General features: G+C 63.3%; 20 protein-coding genes and 1 pseudogene. 9 read left to right on the top strand and 12 right to left on the bottom strand.

Going from position 1 to position 21015, the window contains the following annotated elements; translation table 11 throughout:
• Nucleotides 1–18: 18 nt before the first annotated feature.
• The gene (locus LJF34_RS28865) at nt 19–153 is read right to left on the bottom strand and encodes a hypothetical protein (protein ID WP_255665707.1); all 135 of its coding nucleotides are present in this window, start codon (nt 151–153) and stop codon (nt 19–21) included.
• Between the two features lie 22 nt (nt 154–175).
• On the opposite strand from LJF34_RS28865, the gene dnaJ reads away from it, so the two are divergent.
• Nucleotides 176–1336: a molecular chaperone DnaJ gene (gene dnaJ, locus LJF34_RS06215; RefSeq protein WP_231183961.1), complete on the top strand. Its 1161-nt coding sequence runs from the start codon at nt 176–178 to the stop codon at nt 1334–1336.
• Nucleotides 1337–1394: 58 nt separating this feature from the next.
• The gene (locus LJF34_RS06210; protein WP_231183960.1) at nt 1395–2069 is read left to right on the top strand and encodes a hypothetical protein; all 675 of its coding nucleotides are present in this window, start codon (nt 1395–1397) and stop codon (nt 2067–2069) included.
• Nucleotides 2070–2353: 284 nt separating this feature from the next.
• Here LJF34_RS06210 and LJF34_RS06205 read toward each other — a convergent pair whose 3' ends face one another.
• Complete coding sequence (locus LJF34_RS06205; RefSeq protein ID WP_231183959.1) at nt 2354–3796, bottom strand: TIGR00366 family protein; 1443 nt, start codon at nt 3794–3796, stop codon at nt 2354–2356.
• A gap of 122 nt (nt 3797–3918) precedes the next feature.
• Between LJF34_RS06205 and LJF34_RS06200 the strand changes: the two genes are divergently transcribed.
• Nucleotides 3919–4626 (top strand): long-chain fatty acid--CoA ligase, encoded by a 708-nt coding sequence (locus tag LJF34_RS06200; RefSeq protein ID WP_231183958.1) that lies wholly within the window; start codon nt 3919–3921, stop codon nt 4624–4626.
• 170 nt (nt 4627–4796) lie between these two features.
• Here LJF34_RS06200 and LJF34_RS06195 read toward each other — a convergent pair whose 3' ends face one another.
• Together LJF34_RS06195 and LJF34_RS06190 are read right to left on the bottom strand one after the other, a co-directional pair.
• On the bottom strand, nt 4797–6761 hold the full coding sequence (locus tag LJF34_RS06195) for an AMP-binding protein (RefSeq protein WP_231183957.1): 1965 nt from the start codon (nt 6759–6761) through the stop codon (nt 4797–4799).
• A 58-nt stretch (nt 6762–6819) separates the two neighbouring features.
• Nucleotides 6820–7128, bottom strand: coding sequence for a hypothetical protein (locus tag LJF34_RS06190; RefSeq protein WP_231183956.1), 309 nt, complete (start codon nt 7126–7128; stop codon nt 6820–6822).
• Between the two features lie 253 nt (nt 7129–7381).
• Here LJF34_RS06190 and LJF34_RS06185 point away from each other — a divergent pair, with 253 nt between their 5' ends.
• Nucleotides 7382–8116, top strand: coding sequence for a PHP-associated domain-containing protein (locus LJF34_RS06185; RefSeq protein ID WP_231185043.1), 735 nt, complete (start codon nt 7382–7384; stop codon nt 8114–8116).
• Here LJF34_RS06185 and LJF34_RS06180 read toward each other — a convergent pair.
• The 3 genes and pseudogenes from LJF34_RS06180 to LJF34_RS06170 form a co-directional block, all read right to left on the bottom strand.
• Nucleotides 8110–8589: a metal-dependent hydrolase gene (locus LJF34_RS06180; protein WP_231183954.1), complete on the bottom strand. Its 480-nt coding sequence runs from the start codon at nt 8587–8589 to the stop codon at nt 8110–8112. The two genes, LJF34_RS06185 and LJF34_RS06180, sit on opposite strands and share 7 nt — an antisense overlap.
• A 52-nt stretch (nt 8590–8641) precedes the next feature.
• Nucleotides 8642–9145, bottom strand: coding sequence for a CinA family protein (locus LJF34_RS06175; RefSeq protein WP_231183953.1), 504 nt, complete (start codon nt 9143–9145; stop codon nt 8642–8644).
• Between the two features lie 79 nt (nt 9146–9224).
• Nucleotides 9225–11094 (bottom strand): annotated as a pseudogene (locus LJF34_RS06170) (ABC transporter ATP-binding protein).
• 446 nt (nt 11095–11540) lie between these two features.
• On the opposite strand from LJF34_RS06170, the gene LJF34_RS06165 reads away from it, so the two are divergent.
• Both LJF34_RS06165 and LJF34_RS06160 read left to right on the top strand, forming a co-directional pair.
• Nucleotides 11541–12647 (top strand): pyridoxal phosphate-dependent aminotransferase, encoded by a 1107-nt coding sequence (locus tag LJF34_RS06165; RefSeq protein ID WP_231183952.1) that lies wholly within the window; start codon nt 11541–11543, stop codon nt 12645–12647.
• Between the two features lie 191 nt (nt 12648–12838).
• Nucleotides 12839–13879 (top strand): TRC40/GET3/ArsA family transport-energizing ATPase, encoded by a 1041-nt coding sequence (locus LJF34_RS06160; protein WP_231183951.1) that lies wholly within the window; start codon nt 12839–12841, stop codon nt 13877–13879.
• A gap of 38 nt (nt 13880–13917) precedes the next feature.
• Here the strand turns inward: LJF34_RS06160 and LJF34_RS06155 are convergent, their stop codons facing one another.
• From LJF34_RS06155 to LJF34_RS06140, 4 genes are all read right to left on the bottom strand, one after another.
• A complete protein-coding gene (locus LJF34_RS06155; RefSeq protein WP_231183950.1) occupies nt 13918–14769 on the bottom strand; it encodes an SDR family oxidoreductase in 852 nt (283 codons plus the stop codon).
• Between the two features lie 24 nt (nt 14770–14793).
• A complete protein-coding gene (locus LJF34_RS06150; protein WP_231183949.1) occupies nt 14794–15639 on the bottom strand; it encodes an endonuclease V in 846 nt (281 codons plus the stop codon).
• Nucleotides 15639–16532, bottom strand: coding sequence for a rhomboid family intramembrane serine protease (locus tag LJF34_RS06145; protein ID WP_231183948.1), 894 nt, complete (start codon nt 16530–16532; stop codon nt 15639–15641). Before LJF34_RS06145 ends, LJF34_RS06150 begins: the two co-directional genes overlap by 1 nt.
• Nucleotides 16533–16623: 91 nt before the next feature.
• The gene (locus LJF34_RS06140) at nt 16624–17313 is read right to left on the bottom strand and encodes a class I SAM-dependent methyltransferase (RefSeq protein WP_231183947.1); all 690 of its coding nucleotides are present in this window, start codon (nt 17311–17313) and stop codon (nt 16624–16626) included.
• A 117-nt stretch (nt 17314–17430) separates the two neighbouring features.
• Between LJF34_RS06140 and LJF34_RS06135 the strand changes: the two genes are divergently transcribed.
• The 3 genes from LJF34_RS06135 to LJF34_RS06125 are packed head-to-tail and all read left to right on the top strand — an operon-like array spanning nt 17431 to nt 20038.
• A complete protein-coding gene (locus tag LJF34_RS06135) occupies nt 17431–17868 on the top strand; it encodes a DUF5788 family protein (protein ID WP_231183946.1) in 438 nt (145 codons plus the stop codon).
• Nucleotides 17865–19604, top strand: coding sequence for a DNA polymerase/3'-5' exonuclease PolX (polX, locus tag LJF34_RS06130; RefSeq protein ID WP_231183945.1), 1740 nt, complete (start codon nt 17865–17867; stop codon nt 19602–19604). The genes LJF34_RS06135 and polX overlap by 4 nt, the downstream gene beginning before the upstream one ends.
• Nucleotides 19604–20038, top strand: a complete 435-nt coding sequence (locus LJF34_RS06125; protein ID WP_231183944.1) for a Mut7-C RNAse domain-containing protein — start codon at nt 19604–19606, stop codon at nt 20036–20038. The genes polX and LJF34_RS06125 overlap by 1 nt, the downstream gene beginning before the upstream one ends.
• Nucleotides 20039–20052: 14 nt before the next feature.
• On the opposite strand, the gene LJF34_RS06120 is transcribed toward LJF34_RS06125, so the two are convergent.
• Nucleotides 20053–20865, bottom strand: coding sequence for a hypothetical protein (locus LJF34_RS06120; RefSeq protein WP_231183943.1), 813 nt, complete (start codon nt 20863–20865; stop codon nt 20053–20055).
• Between the last annotated feature and the right edge of the window lie 150 nt (nt 20866–21015).

Genomic DNA, 21015 nt, shown 5'->3' with positions numbered 1-21015 from the left:
GACGATTCTGACGAGTAGTCAGAATCGTCTGCTAGCCGGATGTAATCCGGCGATGGCGGCGACGAGGACGAGGATTAAGACAAGCGTGTCGAACCCCCGTACGTCCGTCGTTTTCGGGCGCGACGGGCGGTAGACGGACGATTCAAATACCATCCGACATTAGAAACGATAACTGATGAGCGAGGACTTCTACGACGTACTCGGTGTAAGTCGAGACGCCGACGAGGACGAAATCAAGCGGGCGTATCGCAAGAAAGCCGCCGAGTATCACCCGGACGTGAGCGACGAACCGGACGCCGAGGAGAAGTTCAAGAAGGTGAAAAAGGCAAAGGAAGTGCTCTCGGACGACGAGAAGCGCCAAGCCTACGACCAGATGGGTCACGACCGGTTCGAACAGGCCGAAAAGCGCGGCGGGTTCGACGGCGGGGCCGGTGGCGCTGGCGGTGCCGGGCGCGGCAACCCGTTCGGCGGCGGTGGCGGCGGCATGGGCGGTATGGGCGATATCTTCAACGAGTTCTTCGGCGGTGGCGGCGGCCGCCGCAACCCGAACCGCCCGAGACAGGGGTCGAACCTCCGAACGGGCATGGAAATCGACCTCGAAGAGGCCTACGAAGGCGCACAAAAGCAGATCACGGTGCGCCGCCCCGAGCGCTGTGACGCCTGTGACGGCGAGGGCCACCCGCCGGGCGCGGACGTGAACACCTGTTCCCAGTGTAACGGGCAGGGGCAGGTCACGCAGGTCCAACAGACGCCGTTCGGACGCGTCCAGCAGACACAGACCTGTCCGCGCTGTAACGGCGACGGGCAGCAGTATTCGGAAACCTGTGACCAGTGTGGCGGCGACGGCATCGTCCAGCGGGAGGCGAAACTGAAGGTGGACGTTCCGGCGGGTATCGCCGACGGCCAGACGCTACAGATGGAACGCGAGGGCGCGCCAGGCGAGAACGGCGGTCCGAAGGGCGACCTCCTCATCGAGGTGTCGGTGCGCGAGCATCCCGACTTCGAGCGCGACGGGTCCGACCTCTTCTACCGGACGGCGCTCTCGTTCCCGCAGGTCGTCTTCGGCGACACAATCGAGGTGCCGACGCTCGCCGGATCGGTCGAGATGGACGTTCCGCAGGGTACCCAGAGCGGCGAGACGTTCCGCCTGCGCGGCAAGGGAATGCCGCACCTTCGACGCCGCGGTGACGGTGACCTGTTCGTCAAGGTGCAAGTCGTCACCCCGGATTCGCTGAACGAGGAGCAGCGCGAGGCGTTGAAGGAGTTCGCTGAAGCGGGCGGCGAAGAGGTGAACGTCGAAAAGGGATTTTTCGAGCGGATCAAGAGCAGTTTCTGAGCGGCTGACCGAACAAGCTAAGCCGCTTTATGGTGATATATAGATAACACGTACTCGAATGACTGGCCCGAAACTCTCCCGTCGGCAGTTCGCGCAGGCACTCCTCGGAACCACCACGTTCGTCGCGCTCGCCGACCCCGCACGCGGGCAGGCCGCGACGTTCGAACTCAGCGGACAGGTATCCGGATGGGTTGGACAATCACCCCCGCCCATCGAGGGGAACACGAATCCGACCCTCCAGATGATCGCCGGAAAGGAGTACGTCATCGCGTGGGAGAACATGGACGGCCACTCCCACAACGTCGCCATCGGCGACGGGGAGGGCAACGTCCTCGAACGAACCGAAGTCGTGGAGACGATGGGGACGACCCAGACGCTCGAATTCACGGCGACCCCGAAGATGGAGACCTACTTTTCGGAGTTCGACCCGGAGACGATGCGCGGGAAGATCGAAATCGTCCAATCGACGACGACCGGAACCGCGAACAACTCCAGCGCGACCAACGGAACCGTCACGGGGACGACCGGGAAAACGAAGGCGAGTTCGACGAAGACGACGGCGACGTCCGGCACCTCGGAATCCACGGAGACGACGGGAACGACGGAAATGAACGGTTCGACAGATGGGGAGACCACCTCGTCCACGGACGGCGGCGACCTGCCCGGATTCGGCTGGCTGGCGGCGCTCGGGAGCATCGCCAGCCTCGGCTACCTCGTCTATCGAAACGAGTGACGCGCACGCGACGAACAGCGTGAGTCGTGTGCAGTAGGCCGGTGACACGGCCGCCGGAAATCAGCAAGCGACACGGCCGCTAGTTGCCAGCGTAACTACCGGAAAATCGGAGATTTTCCGGGCCACGGCTGAACGGAGTGAAGGAGGAGTGTTTTGATGAACCTTTTTCCAGGAATGGGAGGGAGCGAAGCTCCCTCGTTCCTTCACGGCTTCGCCGTGAAGAAGATTGTCAGCGTCGCGCGCTACGGCACGCGAGCGCTGGCTCCCGACCGCAGAAAACGGTTCTACATCGGCAGGAACAGCAGTCCAGCGCCGATGATGAGACCGCTTCCGATGAGGACCAGCACGCAGTACCCCATGATGTCGCGGACGGAGAGGCCGCTGATGGCGAGGAGCGGGATGGCCCAGAAGGGCTGAATCATGTTCGTCCACGCGTCGCCCCACGCGGCGGCCATGGCGATGCGGGGGACGCTCGCGCCGCTCGAATGGGCGGCCTTGACGAGGGTTTCGCCGACGACCGCCCACTCGCCGCCACCGCTGGGGACGAAGACGTTGACGATGCCCGCCGTGAGGAACGCGACGACCGGGAGCGTTCCGTCGGGCGAGAGGTGAACCATGCCCTGTGCGATTTGGGTGGCGAGGCTGGTCGCACCCTCCGGCGCGTAGCCCATGATGCCCATGATGCCCGCGTAGAAGGGGAACTGGAGGATGATCCCCCAGACGTTCTCCACGCCTTCCTTCATCGCGCCGATGTACGCTGAAGGGGTTCCGTGGAGCGTAATGCCGAGGAAGAGGAAGGTGAAGTTGACGATGTTCAGGTTGAGGTTGTTCCACGGCATCGTTCCGTCCGCGATTCCGCGGCCGAAGTAACCCGCGACGGCCAACAATCCCGAAAATCCGATGGCGTACGCGACGAACGAGGAGTGTTCGATTCGCTCCGCGAACGTCATCTCGTCGGACATGGGCGACGGCGTGACGGCGGGGTCGGCCTCCGTCCCGCCATCGGTCGCGGCGTCGAGTTTCGCGGGGTCGATGGGGCGTTTCTTCTCGTCGTTTTCGGGGTACATCAGCAGGAACAGAAGCGGGAGGAACACGAGGCCGACGAGGACGAAGACGACGATGTTGGCGACCGTGAAGATGGTCTGGCCGGTCGAAATCGTGGAGTTCAACACGCCGCTCGCGAGCAGGAAGTTGTCCTCCCCGGACGAGTTGAGAACCAGCGGAATCGACCCGGCGAGGCCGCCATGCCACACCACGAACCCGGAGTACGCCCCGGCGACGATGATGGGGAAGTCGATGGTTCGGATCTCCTCCGCGATTTTCCGCGCGAAGATGGCACCGACGACGAGGCCGAGCCCCCAGTGAACGAACGAGGCGACGGCGGCGACGACCGGAACGAACGCGGCCGCGCTCCGTTCGCTCGACGGAATCGACGCCATACGCGAGAGGACCCTATCCACGACGGCCGACTGTGCGAGGGCGTACCCCGTCATCAGGATGAGCGTCATCTGCATCGCAAAGGAGAGGAGTCCCCAAAAGCCGCCGTACCAGCCATCGACGAGGATGTTTTCCGCGTGCGCCATCGTTCCGCCCTGCGGAGTGACGAACGCGAGTGCCAACCCGAACGCCACGAACGAGAGGATGATCGCGAACAGAAACGCGTCCGGGAGATACCGTTCCACGAGCCGTGAACTGCCCTCCGCCATCTGCCTGATTACGTTTGCCATGATTGCGTGTGTGCATCCCTAGCAAATTATTATAAACGTTCGTCAGACGCGTCAGTGGTGAACTATCGGCCGCGGACCGTTCGAATCGGCGGGCTTTTGCACGCACCGCGAGGAGAACCGATATGAACACTCTGGGCGACCTCGTTGCCCGAAAACGGCGGGACGACGACCCGGCGCTTGCGGTTCCGGACTCGCGGGGGTACGACTACCACCGACTGTGTACGACGGCGTGGAAGACGGGGAACTTCCTTCGACACCTCGGCGTGCGGGAGGGCGTGACGGTAGCCATCCGCACCGCTCCCGCCGCGCAACCCGTCCTCGGGTTCTTCGGCGCGGTGCTGCTCGGGTCGGGCGTTCGATTCGACCCGCCGACGGAAATCGACGCGCGGGTACTCCTCGCGCCGGGTGAATCGGTCGAGGAGTACGAACTCCCGCCGGGCGGACAGTACGTTTCATACGGCGACTCCGTCCCAGACCCGACGGTTTCGCACTTCGAAACGGACGTCTGGAGCGAGAATCCGGTGTTCCCCGAGACGCCGCTCCCCCCCGAGACAGTTGCCCTTTCCCGTTCGGATGCCCGGGAGCTCTCTCACGCCGAACTCCTCGACGCCGGAAACGTGGTCGCATCGGAGTGGGGCCTCGAACCCGGAGATTCGATCGCGGTTCGCGCGCCGCTCGCGGACCCGCGAACGGTCGCCGCCGGACTCGTCGCGCCGCTCCTCGCCGGTGCCGAAATCTCCCTCGACCCCGACCGAACCGCCGATTTCGCCGTCTCCGATTCCGCCGCACCCGAGCCGTCGGTTCTCGCTTTGGACGACGTTCCGCTGTAGCAACCGACCCAGACGCGAATTTGCCGACCGTCCGATGCGGACCAACGGATGGGCGTTAGCCTCGGAATTCCCCCCGTTAGGGGACGATTGAACGCCGTCGAAACGTCGGCGACTCGACCGGAGAGCGTTTTACGGAGGGGTGAGGAACGCACTGAGGCGATTTACGGGCGTCAAGTCGCGTCTTCGAGTCTGTCGAGCGAATCCGGGTTCTCGATGCTGGACATGTCGCCCAACTCCTCGCCGGTGTACGCCGCCTCGATGGCCCGGCGGATGATCTTGCCCGACTGGGTTTTCGGGAACTCGTCCACGAAGAGGACTTCGCGCGGCCGGAACGGCTTGCCGAGTTCCTCGCCGACCTGCTCGCGCAGTTCGGCGCGGAGGCCGTCCGACACCTCGACGTCCGGTTCGAGAATGACGTAGGCGACGGCGGCCTGTCCGGTCGTGTCGTCCGGGACGCCGACCGCGGCGGCCTGATTTACCGCCTCGTGGTCCATCAGCGCGCCCTCGACTTCCGCGGGACCCACCTTCCGCCCGGCCACGTTGATGGCGTCGTCGGAACGGCCGTGCAGGAACCAGAAGCCGTCCTCGTCCTTCTGCGCCCAGTCGCCGTGATTCCACATGTCCTCGAACCGCGACCAGTAGGTGTCCAGATAGCGTTCGTCGCCCGACCAGAGCGACTTCGTCATCGACGGGCAGGAGTCGCGAGCGACGAGGTATCCGCGCTCGTGCGAGTCGGCGATGGACTCGCCCTTCGCGTTCACGATGTCGATGTTCATGCCGAGTCCCGGCCCGCCCAGCGTGCACGGTTTGAGCGACTGAATCGGCATCGGCATGAGGAAACACCCGCAGATTTCGGTGCCGCCGGAGATGTTGATGATGGGGGCCTCGCCCCCGCCGACGTTCTCGTAGAACCAGAGCCAGGATTCGGGGTCCCACGGTTCGCCGGTCGAACCGAGCAGGCGGAGCGAGGAGAGGTCGTAGTCGTCCACCCACTCGTCCCCGTACTGCCGGAGCGCCCGAATTGCGGTCGGCGAGATGCCGAAGACGGTCAGACCGTGTCGGTCGATCATGTCCCAGAAACGGTCCGGGTCGGGGTAGTCCGGCGCGCCTTCGTACATGAAGACCGTTCCGCCGAAGGCGTGGTTGCCGATGAGCGTCCACGGTCCCATCATCCACCCGATGTCGGACACCCAGAAGAAGCGGTCCGCGTCCTTGTGGTCAAAGCCGAAGTAAATTTCCTTCGCACACTGCATCAGTTGCCCGGCGTGCGTGTGGACGATGCCTTTCGGTTTGCCGGTCGTCCCGGAGGAGTAGAGGAGCATGGACTCGTCGCTCGAATCCAGTTCCTTCGTCTCGTACTCGTCGTCCTGTTCGAGGACGGCCTCGGACCACTTCTCGTCCCGTTCGTCGTCCCAAGGGATATCCGCGCCGAGTCGGTCGTAGACGATGGTGTGTTCGACGTGGCCCGCCTCCTCGATGGCCTCGTCGGCCGTGTCCTTCAGCACGACTTCGCTGCCACGGCGGTAAAAGCCGTCGCCGGTAAACAGCACGGAACACTCCGAATCCTCGATTCGGGTCGCGGTGGCGTCGGTTCCGAACCCGGAGAAGATGGGGACCGCGATCGCGCCGACCTTGAGGACGCCGTACAGAATCGAGATGACTTCGGGGACCATGGGCATGTACAGGCCCACCGTATCGCCAGTCTCGATGCCTCGTTCTTCGAGCGCGTTGGCGACTTTGTTCGCCTCGCGATACAGTTCGTGGTACGTGATTTCGCGCACGTCGCCGGGTTCACCCTCCCAGATGCAGGCGACGCGATTACGGTTCGGGCTATCGACCTGCGCGTGTCGGTCAAGGGTGTTGTGGGCGATGTTGATCTTCCCGCCGGGGTACCAGTCGGAGAACTGCGGTCCTTCGGTGTCGTCCCGAACCGTGTCGTACTCCTCGTAGAAATCGATATCGAGGTACCCGACCATCTCGTCCCAGAACCAATCCACTTCATTGCATGTTCGTTCGATGAGTTCCTCGTAGTCGTCGATGCCGTGTTCCTGCATGAACTCCCAGACGTTCGTCGATTCCACGAACTCCCGGGTCGGTTCGTGGATTATTTCGTCCACATCAGCAAGCGTATCCATAGTATGACCTCCGTGTGGCAAACCTTACGCACCAGCCTCAAAATAGTTTATTACATTCCTAGGGGAGTTCGCTCCCCGTCAGGTCGAGACGGGAGACGATGCCCTTGAGGTCCGCGGACTCCTCGATTTCGTCGCGGATCCGTTCCCGCGCGCGAACGTCGCTCGAATCCGCGTCGTAGGCGCGCACGTACTCCGCGCGGGAGTGTTCCTCGAAGGCGTGGCGGATGGCGAAGTAGCCGTCCGGGACGACCGCCCCGCAGACCTTGCACTCCCGGCGTTCGTGCTCCGCGGTTTGGTGGACGATGGCGTCTTCGACGCTTCCGAATCGTTCTCCGCAGCCATCGATATCACATTCCCAAGCGCTCATAGTCGTGTGTGAATTCTCTAATTCCGATGATATAACTGTTTCTTGCTCGTCAAGCGAACACGGGTCGAACCGACGAAAGCGATCGGATACGCGTCTCGTCCGTTCTGATGCGGTGATCGCGTCGGCGAATCATCTCACGAGTATCGAACAGTATCGTTCGTTCCATTAATCGCGAACTTCCGAAACCAGAACCACTATCGTTCGACCCGCGAAACGAACGGGTGTGACCGACCGCGACGAGTTCAGGGTAGACATGCACGTCAAAGTGCTGGACGAAAAGGTCGTCCGCCGTGCGAAGCAACGCGGCCTCGACGCGCTGGTGTACGCGCCGCACTTCGTCCGCCTTCCGGAGATTCGCCGCCGGGCCGAACGGTTCTCCGACGATGACCTCCTCGTCGTCCCCGCCCGCGAGGTGTTCACCGGGACGTGGCGGAACCGAAAACACGTCCTCGCCATCGGACTCGACGAACCGATCCCCGATTTCGTCTCGCTCACGGGGGCGATAGCGGAGTGCGACCGACAGGACGCCGCCGTCCTGATTCCCCACCCCGAATTCCTGAACGTGGGCGTCACGGAGGCCGACATCCGCGTTCACGGCGACGTGATTCACGCCGTCGAGACGTACAACCCGAAACACTTGGACCGACACAACCGTCGGGCGAAGGCCATCGTCGAAGCCACGAACAAACAAGCGTTCGGGTCGTCGTACGCACACCTCCGAGGAACCATCGGGGAGGTGTGGACGGCGTTCGGTGCGTCCATCCGAACGGAAGCCGAATTGGTCGAGAGACTCCGGGCGGGGAACGTGACGCGCGTCGTTCACCGCACGGGAAGACACCACGAACTCCGACGACGGATGGAGTTCGCACATCTCGGATGGGAGAACTCGTGGGGGAAAATCGACCGACTCGTTCTCTCGGGGATGGAACCGACACATCCCGACCACGACGCCTACGACGGACGGTTCGACGACATCAGCGTTTACTGAATCCCGACGGCCGTCAACCCGGCGTGGACGAGGAACTGCCGATTGACGAAGAGCGCCGCGACGGCCAGTTCGAAGGCCGTCACGCCGAGCGTGACCATCGTCGCGTAGTTGCTGCTCACGGGGACGCCGAACGGAGCGCCGAACTCCCGTTCGTACGGGTAAAACAGCGCGAGGCCGCGCTTGCTCCCGAGCATGTCGAGGGCGTAGTGCGTGAGAATACCGATCCAGACGAACTGCAAGTTCCCGAACACCATGGGAAAGGCGTAGAATAGCGCGAGCACCGGAAGGTTGTGTAGCGTCTTCCGGTGTTTGCCGAACGCGGTGTCCACGTCGGGAAAGAGCGCGCCGAGGATGACCGGCACGCCGACCTCCACGATGGTGTAGAACGTCGTCGTGTCCCCCGACGGATGCAGGACGTACCCGAGTCCGATAGCGAGAAGTGCCGCGTTCATGACGTGTTCCTTGCGATTCATTCGATTGCAGGTCCCACCCTGCACTATCAAGGTTTTCCTTTTCTCTCCCGTTTCACTGTAGCTCGTCAAAGAGGTCCGACAGCGCCTGTCGTGCGATTTCGTTCTTTATTTCCTGCCTCGACCCATCGTACTCGTGACGCGCAACCACGGAATAACTTTCGCCGCTCGTCCACTTCCCGGCGTAGGCGACGCCGATGAAGACGGTACCGACCGGTTTCTCCTCGGTGCCGCCGCTCGGCCCCGCGATGCCCGTCGTGGCGACGCCCCACGTCGTTCCCGCGACGTCGCGGACGCCGCGAGCCATCTGGCGGGCGACTGGTTCGCTCACGGCCCCGTGTTCGTCCAGCACCTCCCGCGTGACGCCGACGTGTTCCATCTTCGCGTCGTAGGAGTAGGTGACGAGTCCCCTGTCGAAGTAGTCGCTCGACCCCGGAACGTCCGTCAGCAGCGATCCGATGAGACCGCCGGTGCAGGACTCGGCGGTTGCGACCGTCGCATCCGATTCCCGGAGCGCGTCCCCGACTCGCTTTTCGATGGCTTCCTCGTCCGTGTTCATGACGCAGTGGACGCGTCGAACGAGAAAGAAAGTGCGGGTCGGGGAGAGCGGACGGACACCGATACCGGGTTCACGGTTCCTACCGGGTCGGAATCTCCTCCAACATTCCGGCCTGTACTCCCCACAGGTCGGCGTACAGACCGTCCTCCGCGAGGAGTTCGCCGTGCGTTCCGCGTTCTACGACCCGTCCGTCTTCGAGGACGAGGATGGTTTCGGCGTTCTTGATGGTCGAGAGGCGGTGGGCGATGGCGAGGACGGTCCGGTCGGCCAACAGCGCGTCGAGGCTCTCCTGTATACGGAGTTCGGTCTCCGTATCCACGTCGCTGGTCGCCTCGTCGAGGATGAGGACTTCCGGGTCCTGCAAGAGGACGCGGGCGATGCCGACGCGCTGGCGTTGCCCGCCGGAGAGTTTCACGCCACGCTCGCCGACTTCGGTGTCGTAGCCGTCGGGTAACTCCTCGATAAACTCGTGGGCTTGCGCGGCCTTCGCCGCCTCGATGACCTCCTCGCGGGTCGCGTCGAACGACCCGTACGCGATGTTTTCGCCGACCGTTCCGGCGAAGAGGAACGTCTCTTGGCTGACGTACCCGACCGACGTGCGGAGACTGCTGATCGAAACCTCCCGCACGTCCTGCCCGTCGATACTGATCGTCCCCTCGTCCACGTCGTACAGTCGCAAGAGGAGTTTCAGTATCGTGGACTTTCCCGCACCGGTCGGTCCGACGAGCGCGAGGGTTTCGCCACCGCCGACATCGAAGCTCACGTCCTCGATGATGGTCTCCTCGTCGTAGCCGAAGGTGACGTTCTCGTACTCGACGACGGCGTCCGAAACCGAGAGGTCGGGCGCGTCGTCGTCGGTGTCGAGGCCACTCGGCTCGTCCATCAGGCCGAAGACGCGCTCCGCGGATGCGACCGCTTGCTGGTACATGTTAATCAGCTGTCCAAACTGCGCGAGCGGCCAGATGAAGCGCTGGCTCAGGAAGATGAACGTGACGAACGCACCGGGGCTGAGGTCCCCGGAGAAGACCAGCGGCGCGCCGCCCAGCACCCACACCACCGATGGCGAAGGTGAGGACGAAGCCGAATCCGGCGCTCAACTCCAGTCCGGGGAAGAAGGTGATTCGAGTCCGGATGGCGTCCCAGTTCGTGTCGTAGTACTCCCGGGAGGACTCGGTAACGCGGTCGAACTCGTAGTCCTCGGCGCTGCTGGCCTTGATGACCTCGATTCCGCCGAGGTTGTTCTCCAACCGGGCGTTGAGTCGTCCGACGGTCGAACGCACCTCGGCGTACTTCGGCTGAATGATTTGGACGAACTTGTACGTGAAGAGCGCGACGAGCGGTACCGTCGCGAGCGTCACGAGCGCGAGTTGGAGGTTCATCGACGCGAGAATGAACGAGACACCGACCACGGTGACGCCTATCTGCGTCATCACGTTCAGTCCGCCGTTGAGAAACTGTTCGAGGCGGTTGACGTCGTTATTCAGGATGCTCATGAGTTCGCCGGTTTGCTTCTCGGCGAAAAAGCCGAGGTCCAGTCGCTGCATCGCGTTGTAGGTGTCACTTCTGATCTCGTGCTGAATGGATTGGGCGAACTCGTTGAGGCCCCACCCTTTGGCCAATCCGCCGATAGCACTCCCGACGAAGGAGAGGGCAATCAGGCCGATGGACAGCCATAGCTGGCCGAACGGGTCGTTCGGAATCCACGATTGGGGAATCAGGGGCAAGTGGTAGGATTTCGGATTCTTCGTCGGGAACACCGCGTCTATCGCGACGCCGAGGATGTACGGCGGCAGGAGCGAGAGTAGATGTGCGGCGAGACTCGCCACGATGCCGATGACGAGCGGAAACCAGTGGTCCCGACCGTACGTCGCGAACAGCCGTCTGATCGGCGAATCGACGCGGTTGCGTTGCTTTCGAAAGATCTCTTCATCGTCCGTGTTTTCTGTCATTGAGTGTGTTGCTGTGGTGTGTTTTTCGATGATTTCTACCGGTCCGAACGACGGCCACACTGCACCGAACGTGGTATCGAATTGGGTGGTTGTCGGCGATGTGCGGACGTGTTCGCGAGCTCGAAATCGAGCACCCACGGGGACACGTCGATTGTCGTCCGTCCGTCGCTCGTCCATTGAGCGAGTGCCGTAGCTACGGCGTCCGAACACGGGGAAGAACTATCGTCACGAAGCGGTGACGCGGGTTGGCGAGCGGCGTGGACCGCTGTCAGTGGAGATCGAGAACGAGGTCCATCATCATTCATCCACAATGTATTTCCGTTCAACATAAATCATCGTGTGACAATGGTATGCATTATCTTGATCACGACCGTCCCGAAAACTACTCCCGGAACTGCACTCGATTCAGGCGAAAGAAAGACTTGCCAGTGCTACGACCTTGGGGTATGGACTACGACACGCCCCTGTTCTTTCACGTGATGACGTACGCGACGGATGCGGACCGCGACGTCATCGACATGGTCAGCGGGAATCCGGACTGGGGGTCACCACCTAGTATCGCCGACGGACTGCACGAGTATGCCGACCTCGGCGGCGCGGATTTTCAGTACCCACCGAGCGAAGGACTGCTCGAACTCCGCGAGGAAATCGCGGCACGGCGCGACGTCGATCTCTCGCAAGTGGTCGTAACCGCTGGTGGCGGCGAGGCCAACTATCTCGCCATGGCGCGGGCGATGGAGCGCGAAGCGGGCGACGAGTTCATCCTGACCGACCCGGTGTATCCGTACTACCCCGGCAAGACGACGATGCTCGACGCGAAACAGCGCTTCGTCGCCACCGCCGAGGACGGAACGCTCGACCCCGATGACGTTCGCGAAGCGGCGAGCGAGGACACCGCCGGAATCGTCGTCAACTCGCCGAACAACCCGACCGGGGCGGTGTACGACGAGGAGACGATGCGCGAACTCGTGGAGATAGTGGAGGAGTACGACGCGCTCCTCGTGAGCGACGAGGTGTACGACCACTTCGACTTCTCCGGCAAGTTCACCAGCGCGCTGACGTTCGATTCGGATCACCGAGTCGTCACGAACTCGTTTTCCAAGTCGCTGGCCATCACCGGCTTCCGCGTCGGCTACGCCGTCTTCCCGCCGGACCTCGTGGACGTGGCGAAGACGCGCCACATGCTGACGAACGTGGCCGGCAGCAGGCCGTCGCAGTACGCGGTTCTCCATGCCCTTCGCGAGACGACGCGGGAGTACTACGAAGGAAACCGCACGCTCCTCGAATCGCGTGTCGAGACGTTCACCGACGCGCTCGATGCGGCGGGCGCGGACTACACCACGCCCGACGGAGCCTTCTACGTCATGGCGCGGTTCCCCGACTTCCCCGGCACGCTCTCGAACGTCGAGCGACTCATCGACGAGGGAGGCGTAGCCGGTATGCCCGGCGAAGCCTTCGGCTCCTCGCGCGATGACTGGATTCGGTTCGCGCTCGTCACCCCGCGCGTCGAGGAGGCGGCCGAGCGACTCGCGGACTACTTCAGCGACCGCTGACCCTCCGATTGGCGCACCCGTGTCGGGTTAGGCAGACTGTGGGTCGCGAAGCGGTCGGAACTCCGCAACCCGAACTCGTCCATCGAGGTTGGTTTCGGGTTCGTATTTAAATTCTCGTGAACAGTGAGGCCGTTCGAACCCGGTACGAAGACAACAGAAGGTACGTAAGCCTTCACCCGATAGCTCCGGGTATGGCTGAAATCGACGTCGAACCCGTTGAGCGAATCGAGGAGGATGTCGTTCCGACGGGTATCGACGCACCCGAGTACGTTCTCTACGGCGGGAAAGGCGGCGTGGGGAAGACGACGATGGCCGCCGCGACCGCGTTGGCGAGCGCGCGCGATGGGACTCGAACGCTGGTCGTCTCGACCGACCCGGCACACTCGCTTTCGGACACGTTCGAGCGCGATATCCCGGCGGCGGCGACGCGGATTCGTGAGGACGTTCCGCTGTACGCCGCCGAAATCGACCCGGACGCCGCACTGGAGGAACAGGCCGGGATGCTCGGCGGGGAGAACCCCCTCGGCGGAATGCTCGGCGACGAGGACGACGGCCCCATGGCCTCGCTCTTGGGCGGGGCGATGCCCGGCGCGGACGAGGCCGCGGCGATGCAGAAGTTGCTGGAATTCCTGGACGACGAGCGGTTCGAACGGGTCGTGGTGGACACCGCGCCGACGGGGCACACGCTTCGACTGCTCGAACTACCCGAACTGATGGACACGATGGTCGGCCGGATGATGAGCCTTCGCCAGCGATTCCAAGGCATGATGGACGGCGTGAAGGGGGTGTTCGGTGGCGAAACAGGCGACCCCGAGGAGGGAATGGACGACTTGGACGCGTTTAAGGAACGGATTCAGGACCTCCGGCGGACGCTCCGTGACCCGTCGAAGACGGACTTCCGCGTCGTCATGATCCCGGAGGAGATGAGCGTGTTCGAATCCAAACGCCTGCTCGCGCAACTCGACGAGTTCGGGATTCCCGTCGGAACGGTCATCGTCAACCGCGTGATGGAGAACCTCGCCGACGTGACGGAGTCGGTCGATTCGACCCGGTTCGCGACGCCGAATCTGGACGACTGTGAGTTCTGCCAACAGCGATGGGAGGTTCAGCAAGGCGCGCTTCGGGAAGCACAGGACGTGTTCCGCGGCCATACCATCAAGCGGGTTCCGCTGTTCGCCGACGAAGTCCGCGGCGAGAAGATGCTGCGCGTCGTCGCCGCGTGCTTGGACTGACCGCTTCGTACGCGGATGGTTTCGTAACGGACTCGAAATCAGTCGAAGAACTTCTTGACCCAGTCGTTGGTGGAGAGTTCCGAAATCGTCCCGTACAGTTTGTCGAGCCATTCCGCGGGGAGGATTCGTGCGTAGTCGGTCAGACGGGCCATCGTTCCGACCGGATATCGGGCGTCCGGGTGTTGGACGTTCGCGGCATCGAGGATGGTGTCGGCGACCTCCTTGGGGTGGACTGCACCGGGCATGCCTCCGTCGATGGCCTGCCGGTCGTCGTACATCTGGTAGAAGCGTTCGTAGCCGCCCGAACGCTCCACGCCTTCGACTTCGTCGCTGGCCCGCTCGTGGAACTCGGTGTCGACCGGACCGGGTTCGACCAGCACGACGTCGACGTCGTACTCCGAGACTTCGCCGCGGAGCGAGTCCGAGACGCCTTCGAGGGCGAACTTGGACCCGCTGTAGATTCCCATGCCGGGGACGGCCACGCGGCCGACGGCGCTGGAGACGTTGATGATGGTTCCCTTTCCGCGCTCCCGCATGTGGGACAGCGCGGCCCGCGCCAACCGGAGCGGTCCGTAGACGTTCACGTCGAACTGCGCGTGAACCTGCTCTATCGGAACGTCCTCGACCGGTCCCGGTTGTGCGTAGCCAGCGTTGTTGACGAGGCAGTCCAAGTGGCCGTGTTCGTCGATAATTTCGTCGATGACGCGTTCCACGTGGTCGTCGTCGGTGACGTCGAGCGTCGAGATGCGACATCCCTTCTCCCCGAGCGTCTCGATGTCGGCCGGATTTCGGGCGGTCGCGTACACCTCCCAACCGTCCGCGAGGAACGACAGGGCGGTTTCCCGTCCGATTCCCGACGAACAGCCGGTTATCAGCACAGTCTCATCCATGGGGTTTCCTTCGGACGGGGGTGGCTAAGTATCAACGGTTTCCTTCACTTCATCAGCGTACGCATCGGCCCGCCGCGTCGGTTCGGGAAGCTTGTAGCCAGCACAGAGTTGCCAGACCAAGTCCGCGGCCGTCTCCGCGCTCACGCGATGGCCGGGACTGACGTACAGCGGGTTGATGTGACGCTTCTCGGGGTTCGGGTACTGACGGGATTGGAGCGCGTAGCCGATGACGGTCCCGTCGGGCGCGCTGACCCGCGAGTTCGACACCACGGGAACGCGTTCCCCTTCGGACAGATGTCCCTGCGGTGGGTCACGGAGAGCACCGCAGAGGAGTTTCTTGGCGACGCCGACGGCGGGAATATCGAGCATCACGCCGATGTGCGTGGCGATTCCGGCCTCCCGGAAGTGGATTCGCCCGCTCCCGTCCACGATGGCGAGGTCCGGTTCGACCGTCAGTTCCTCGAAGGCGCGCAAAATCGCGGTTCCTTCCCGGAACGACAGCAGGCCGGGGATGTACGGAATCCCCGTCTCGACGGCGGCGTGGGTGCGTTCGATGACTTCGCCGTCCCGCGACGCGACGAGCGCGCTCACCGCGAGGTCGCCGAGAAACGCTTGGTCCACGCCGACGACGACGGGGGATTCGGAAGGCTCGGTGGACGCGGCGATGTCCGAATCGTCGTCCTCGTCTTCGGCCTCACCCGTCGGGAGACGGGTCTGTGCGTCGTCGGTTGGTTCGGCGCGGACTCTCTCGGGATCGAAGTCGAACGCGTCCTCGAAGATCGCCGCGTCGGCCACCTCGTACTGGAGTTCCTCCATCTCCTCGCGCGACAGCGAGGCGTCCGGCGCGAATTCCGGGTGGGCGAGGTGCATTAGAACCGTCTACGCCCGCCCATGCCGCCGCCCCGCCTGCCGCCGATATCCAGTTCCGAGGGGCCGCGTTTTCCTTCCCGCTTCAGTTTCGCGCCGTACAGCAGACCGATTCCCAGTCCGGTGAGGTGAGCGAGTTGCGCGACCCCGCCCGCACCCGCACCGCCGATGACGCTGGCGAACCCGGAGTAGACGGCGAACAGGGCCGTCGCGAGCCAGAGCGGCATGGGGATGATGAAGTAGATGAGAATCTTCATGTTCGGGTTCAGCACCGTGAGGACGCCCATGACCGCCATAATAGCGCCGCTCGCGCCGAGGACGGCGGAGGTACTTCCCATCATCGCGACGATACCGACCTGTGCCAACCCGGCGAGGATACCGCTCCCGAGGAACAGCGCGGTGAACTTCTTGCTCCCGATGCGCCGTTCCAACACGGGGCCGAAGAAGTACAGCGCGATGCCGTTGAAGAGGATGTGCGTGAAGCCGGTCGGGTTGTGGGCGAAGATAGACGTGACCCACGTCCAGACCCGCCCGATGTGATCCGATCGAAGGACGAACAGTTTCTCGAACAGTAGGCCGTTCTGCATCACGTTGAGGACGAAGAACTCCGCGACGAACGTCCCCACCATCAGCGCGAGGAACACGAACGTCATGTTCCCGCGGAAGTAGCTCAGCGGTCCACCGGGACTCGTGTCCACGCTGAACCGGCCACCGCCTTGGTTGTTCGCGCTATCGTCGAAGCCGCTGTCGAACACTCCTTTCGGGTCGTTCCACTGGTCCAACCCCGGACAGGAGTGGTTTTCCGGTAGCCGGTGTTCGGCGCAGAACGTCCCGCCGCACATTCGACACTGGTACGGCATGTTCTCGTCCTGCCCACACACGTCGCATTGCGCCATTGCTGCATGATTTGAACCGATAGGCCAAATGGGTTTGGGTGAGCTCCCACGCAAAAATCGGCTGCAACCGCTTCGACGGGCGGCCCGGAAATCACGCCGGGTTTCGCGCGCCGTAGACCGCGAAGTTGTAGTACTGCCACACCGACGTCACCGATTCGAATCCGGCCTCCCGAAGCCAGATGAGTTGGTCGGTCAGCGTGTCCGGGTCGTCGTACTCGTCGCTCGCCTGCCAGCGGTTCATGAACTCCTCTTCCTCCCATCCCTTCGAACGCACCCAGTTTTCGATCATCGCCGACGAGAGCGTTTCGAGGTGCGGCGCGTCGAAGCGAATCACGTCGCCGTTGACGAACCATCCGCCGGGGACGAGGGCGTCGGCGAGCGAGCCGAAGAGACGGCGCTTCTCTTCCGACGGGAGATGATGGACAGCGAGCGAGGAGATGACGAGGTCGTATTCGTCGGTCGTCGTCGGATAGTCGTCGGGGAAGGCACCTTGCGCGATGTCGGCACGGTCGCCGAACGTCTCCAGTTTGCGCTCGGCCTCGGTCAGCATATCCTCGCTGTGGTCCACCGCGAGGACCGTGCTCTCGGGAAAGCGGGTCAACAGTTTCGCTGTGAGTTCGCCCGTCCCCGCACCGAGTTCGAGGACGCGAATCTCGTCCGTCCGGTCCTGCGGCGGGGAGTTCAAGATCGCGTCGTGAAGCTCGTCGTACCGCGGAACGATGGCTTCGATACCGGGGTCGTAGAGGCGAGAATCCGCGAACACTTCGCCGGGCTTTTTCATGCCACCAGTACTCGGCGGACCGAGTAATGCTTTTTTCGGCCTCATTCGGACGCGGCCGATTATGACCGAAATGCATAGGGCATGAGGTTTTTGCCCTCAGGACGAGGAGTATGGTGTGTGAAGGGGTACGAACGCAAAGGATTGCTGGAACGGGTCGAACGGGAGGGCGCGACGATCGGCGCATCGATTCCCGAGACGATCTCGGTGCAGGGACAGGACCTCGACCTCCGGGAATTCGTCTTCGAAATCAAACGTCGGGACACGGTTCCCGCCGGGGAACGGGACCACGTGGAGCAGGCGAAGACGAACCTCCGTCGCGAACGGCTCAAGCGTAAAGAACGCCTCGAAGAGGCCGACATAAGCTTCGAGGAGGGAGAACGGTTGGTCGAGAGCATCATCGGCATCGACCGAGCGTTGAACGCGCTCGAAAGCCTCGGCGCAACGAACCTCGAAGCGGAAGAGCAGGCGAAGGAGGCCGCCGACCAGAAGCGGTGGGTGTCGTTCCTCCAGAAAGCGCTCGGAAAGGAGAACAGCGGGAAACGATCACGACTATGAGCAGAAACGCCGAAATAGCGGAGTTACTCGAGGAGTACGCCGATTTGGTCGAAGCACAGGACGTCCAGTACAAGCCACAGGCCTACCGCCGGGCCGCGGACAACATCCGCGACTATCCCGAGGCCGTAGCGGAGTTGGCCGCGGAGGGACCGGACGCCGTCGGGGAAATCCCGCAAGTCGGCGACTCGATAGCGAGCAAGGTCGTCGAGTACTTCGAGACGGGCGAAATCGAGGAACTCGAAGCGGAGCGGGCGAACCTCCCCGTGCAGATGATGGAACTGACGCGGGTCGAGGGCGTCGGTCCGAAGACGGTCGGCGACCTGTACGAGGAACTCGACGTGCGGACGCTGGACGACTTGGAGGAGGCCGCTCGCGAGGGGAAGATTCGGGAGATAAAGGGCTACGGGCCGAAATCCGAGGAGAACATCCTCGGCGGTATCGAGTTCGCTCGGACGGTCCGCGGACGGGAACTGCTCGGCGACGCCCGCCCGGTCGGTGAGCAGGTACTCGCGTTCTTCGACAACGTGCCGACCGTCGGCCGCCACGAACTCGCCGGATCGCTCCGCCGCTGGCGCGAAACCATCGGCGACATCGACATCCTCGCCGAAAGCGAGGAAAAGGTAGCGGTCATCGACGCTTTCACCGACTGGGAGCGGGCGACGGAGGTCATCGAGGCGGGAACCGACAAAGCGTCCATTCGCGTCTCCGACATGCGCATCGACCTTCGGGTCGTCGTTCCCGAGGAGTTCGGCAGCGCCCTCCAGTACTTCACGGGCGGCAAGAACCACAACATAACCCTGCGAAACTACGCCATCGATCGGGGATACAAGGTGAACGAGTACGGCGTGTTCGATGTGAGTGATGTCGAGGACCCCGACGCGGGACAACGCGTCGGCGAGCGGGTCGCGGGCGAGACGGAGGCGAGCATGTACGAGGCGCTCGGCCTACCCCTGATCGCCCCCGAAATGCGCGAGGACAACGGCGAAATCGACGCCGCGCTTGCCGGGGACCTGCCGGATCTCATCGAGGTGGACGACGTCCGCGGCGACTTGCATCTGCACACGAACTGGTCGGATGGGAACAACACCATCGAGGAGATGGTGGAGGGGGCGGCCGACTTCGGCCACGACTACATCGTCATCTCCGACCACGCGACGGGATCGGGAATGGTCGGCGGCGTCGGGTTGGACGACGACGAACTCGAAGCCCAGATGGACGAGGTTCGGGCGGTCGCCGAGGACGCCCCGATAGACGTGTTCACCGGCGTCGAGGCGAACATCGACCCGGACGGGGGAATCAGCGTCGGCGACGAGGTGCTCGCCGACTTGGATATCGTCGTCGCCTCGCCACACAGCGGTCTCGACGGCGACGCGACCGAACGCCTGATTCGGGCGATAGAACACCCGAGCGTCGATATTCTCGGCCACCCGAGCGGTCGGCTCATCAACCAGCGTCCCGGTCACGATTTCGACGTGCGCGAGGTGGCTCGCGCCGCCGCGGACGACGGCGTCGCGTTGGAGATAAACAGCAATCCCCACCGACTCGACCTCTGGGGTGCGGCGGTACAGATCGCGATCGAGGAGGGAGCGACCATCGCCATCGACACCGACGCCCACAGTCCCGGCGAGTACCGAAACGTCAGATACGGAGTTCATACGGCGCGACGGGGATGGGCGGAAGCGGCGGACGTGCTCAACGCCCGCGACGCGGCGGGCGTCCGCGAGTTCCTTCACTGATGGGCCGCCGGTTCTTCCTCGACGTGATGTTGGGTCGGCTCTCGACGTATCTCCGCATGTGCGGGTACGATGCGGCTTACGCGCTCGACAGGGACGTCGAGGCGGACGATGCGATTCTCGAACTGGCCGGATCGGAGGACAGGACGGTAGTGACGCGGGACGTGCAACTCGCCGAGCGCGCTGACGACGCTATTCTCATCGAATCGCTCGACGTGCGCGACCAACTCCGCGAACTCCGGAACGTCGGGGTGGAACTCTCGCTCTCCGAGCCCGCGCGATGCTCGGACTGTAACGGGGAACTCGTCCGGGACGACGGACCGACGCCCGACCACGCGCCGGACGGCAAAGCTGTCTGGCGGTGTACCGACTGTGGAAAACGGTTCTGGAAGGGGAGCCACTGGGAATCGGTCGAAACGACGCTTTCGAAGCTGTAGAACGGGATCGAGCCTTACCGGTTCGACTGCCACCGCTCGCAGGCGTCCATGTCGGTCATCCGCTCGTCGTGCAGGCCGCAGTACGGGGTCATCCCAGAGTCGGTGCGGACGTAATCGAAGTGGGCGCAGCTGCCACAGTAGGCGTCCGTCTGGGCCCGTGTTGGCGGTGCGGCGGCGGTCTCCTCGGTGTCCAGTGGTGAGGTGATGTCGTCGGTCGTCGCGCCGCCGTCGCCGAGGGGTTCGATTTCGGTTTCGTCCATGCCGGTCGGTTCGTCGCCGAAGACGCCGATGCCGCCGAAACCGCGCGGTTTCTCGACTTCGACGATTTTGGTCTCACCCTTGCGCGTGACCTCCATCGTGACCGTCCCGCCGGGGTCGTTTCGGGTCTTGAAGTTCACGACGGCGGTGAACAGGCACCAGAAGGTCGTGATGAGGCCGACGAAGTACACCGCGACGACGGGAAGGGTGAGGTGTTGGCCGTATCCGCGCCAGTGTTGCGGGTAGGCGTACCAGAACAGGGCGACGCCGAGAATCGTGATGCTCGACCCGATGGCGGCCGCCGCTCGAACGCGGTCGCTCGTCGCGGGGAGGACGGCGAACACGCCGACGAAGACGGCGGGAACGCCTAACCCGGCGGCGATGCCCGCGATTTTGTACGACCCGTACTCGCCCACCCCGAGCGCCGCGAAACTGTTCGTCGTCGCCGCGAGGATACCCACGACGACGAGCAACGACCCGACGAGAAACAGGCCGACGCCGAGATAGAGACGTCGGGGGCGTTTTTTCACGCCACCGTGCCCTTCGTACGTTTCCCCGAGGCTTGTCATGTGTCTGCCATTGTAGTGCGGGTACTAAACTACTGCGTCAGACAGCTATCACTATCGTTTGGTTTCGGTCGCGATAGCGAGAAAAGTCGCATACACAAACGCGGTTAATTAGAAACTCCAACTAAAATTTTTCCGACAAAACGACAGACG

This window comes from Haladaptatus sp. DYF46 (genome assembly GCF_021083305.1).
GTDB lineage: Archaea > Halobacteriota > Halobacteria > Halobacteriales > Haladaptataceae > Haladaptatus.
The sequence above is the reverse complement of the archived record's forward strand: the minus strand, read 5'-3'. Positions and strand labels throughout refer to the sequence as shown.